Annotated in this window: 3 protein-coding genes; all 3 read left to right on the top strand. The window is 73.4% G+C overall.

The window, feature by feature from the left end; genetic code table 11:
- Positions 1 to 404, top strand: a 404-nt coding sequence (locus G6031_RS05070; RefSeq protein WP_182652649.1) for a DUF4328 domain-containing protein, incomplete at its 5' end; no start/stop codon positions are given.
- 3 nt (positions 405 to 407) lie between these two features.
- Positions 408 to 1,220 (top strand): glycerophosphodiester phosphodiesterase family protein, encoded by an 813-nt coding sequence (locus G6031_RS05065; protein WP_182610245.1) that lies wholly within the window; start codon positions 408 to 410, stop codon positions 1,218 to 1,220.
- A gap of 100 nt (positions 1,221 to 1,320) precedes the next feature.
- Entirely contained in the window at positions 1,321 to 2,229 is a 909-nt protein-coding gene (locus G6031_RS05060) for a DUF5926 family protein (protein WP_182617326.1), read from the top strand.
- The last annotated feature ends 198 nt before the right edge of the window (positions 2,230 to 2,427 follow it).

Genomic DNA, 2,427 nt, shown 5'->3' with positions numbered 1-2,427 from the left:
CCCGTCGCCGCGTGTACTCGCCCGCCCCGGACCCGCGGAGTCGGGCGGGGCTCTGGGTGGGATGCCTCCTCCCCGTCGTCAACTGGTTCCGGATCCCCGTCTACCTCGCCGAACTCCGCCTGGCCTCGCCCCGCGCGCCCACCAGGTCCGGACTCCTCCGGTGGTGGGTGGCCGTCGCCGTGAACGGGATCGCGGTCGCGCTCGCACTGTGGCGGGGCACGGGTGAGGGCTCGCAGGCCGCGGCGGACACGGTTCTCCTCACCGCGCTCGCGGCGGCCGCCGCGGTGTGGGCGGCGCGTGAGACCCGGACCGTCATGCGGAGTTTCGATGAGCCTTCCCCGCGGTTCACCCGGCGGCTTCTCCCGCGGGGCATCGTGGAGACGTCCCCGGCTCGAGAGGAGTGAGACGTGACGGTCCCCGCGACCACACATCTGCGGTCCACGGTGTCCACCGGCAGCGGGGTCGTCGCCCACAGAGGGGCCTCGGCCGAGTTCCCCGAACTCACGCTCGTCGCCTACGAGAAGGCCCTCGAGCAGGGCGCAGAGGCGCTCGAGGTGGATGTGCGGCTCACCTCTGACGGTGTCCCGGTGCTCCTGCACGATCCCCGGACCGCGCGCGTGGCGGACCGCGACGTCTGGGTCCACTCCAGCACCCTGGACGAGCTGTCCGCCCTCGACCTGGGCTCCTGGCATCCGGTGCACCGCCGGCCCGAACCACTCCTCACGCTGCGCAGTCTCCTGGTGATGGCCGAGGCGTACCCGCACGTGAAGCTGTTCCTGGAGACCAAGCACCCGGTGCCCACCGGCGGCCGCGTCGAGGTCGCGCTCCGGGACGAGCTGAGGTACTTCGGTCTGGACCGGCCCGCCTCGCACGCCGAGTCCCGCGCGCTCATGATGAGCTTCTCCGTGATGGCGGTGCGACGGTTCAGGCAACTGGCCCCGCAGGTGCCGACCGTGCAGCTCCGCGAGCGCGGCAACGTCCTCAAGTCGTGGCCGGCCGAGGGGTTCGGCGCCCAGTTGATGGGCCCGAGCATCGGCGCGCTCCGGGCGCGGCCGTGGTTGGTCGAGTACTGGAGGTCGCGGGGGATGGGGACCTACTGCTGGACCGTCGACGACCCGGCGGACATGCTCCTGTGCCGCGACCTGGGCGTGGAGTGGGTGGCCACCAACGTCCCGTCACGGGCCCGGGGCGTCCTGGACGGGCCCACGCGTCGCGACTGACCCCGCCACGCCCGGCCCGATCCTGGGCCCCCGTGCGATGACGGCACCAGAGTGCGATGTCCGGGGGCGGGCCGCGCGGGCGCACCGTATCGTAGTGCCCGTGGGTAGACGTCAGCGCCATAATGAGCCCAAGTCCGGCGGCAACCGCCAGGCCAAGATCGCCGCTCGCGCGGCCGAGCGTGAGGAACTGAGCACGGAACCCCGGCCGTTCGCCGGGTTCGCCGGTGAGTGCGACATGGTCGCGATGCGCGAGTTCGTGCCGTCGGCGACCGCGCGACTCACCACCACCGCCGAGAAGCGGGAGATCATCCTGGCGACCGTCCTGCCGGGGGCCATCGCCGGCCTGGTGCGCGACGACGAGCTGGGCGGTGAGGCCATGGTGGGTCTCCAGGTGCAGGTCCACGGACCCGATCCGGCGGCCGACCTGGCCTACGCGGTGGACTGGGCCTCGCGTGCCGGGGGAGGGGAGACCCTGACGTCATCCCACCCGGACGAGTCCACCCCGGCGTTGGAGGACGTCGTGGTCGCCGACGCCCCGCTCGAGATCGCGGTGCACGGCGACTTCTCCTGGTGGCTCGCCGAGGGCGCCCAGGTCAGGCCGGAGATCGCCCAGGCCATCAAGAACGCCAACGAGGTCATGATGCCCTCCGCCCGGGTCGCGGCCGATGGGATCGAGGCGGCCTGGTGGGTCGACGCGGGCGAGAAGGCCCACGTCCGCTGGGTGCGCCCGGAGGACGAGGACGCGCTGTTCGAGGCACTCGCGCGCGTGCACTCCGCCGGCGGCCTCCACCTGGGCGAGGGGTCCCGGTTCGCCGGGTCGTTCCGTACCCACGGGCTGCTCGTGCCGGTGTTCGACCTGGACCCGGAGATGCACCATCAGGAGTGGGCGCCGGGACTGCTGGAGCTCGACGCGCGACTGGGCGAGGCCCTGGCGAAGGACGGTCCGCTCAGCTCCGACGAGCGCGCGTCGCGCGACGGCCTGAGGGCACGTCAGGTCACCCTGCGCTGACCCGGCACCGGCCCCCGACGGGGCCCACGGGCCTCTAGTATCCCCTCGGGCGACCACCGGGTCGCCGGCCGGACGTGTGGCGGAGGGGGTGTGGCCGGCGTGGCCGACCGACCGAGACGGGGCGACGACGACGAGGCGACGCCCTCCGAGGTGACCGCTCCCCCGTGGCTGCGGACCGGGCCGACGCCCGGACAGGAG

Origin of the sequence: Dietzia sp. CQ4 (genome assembly GCF_014145125.1) — a bacterium.
Taxonomy (GTDB): Bacteria; Actinomycetota; Actinomycetes; order Mycobacteriales; family Mycobacteriaceae; genus Dietzia; species Dietzia natronolimnaea.
The sequence above is the reverse complement of the archived record's forward strand: the minus strand, read 5'-3'. Positions and strand labels throughout refer to the sequence as shown.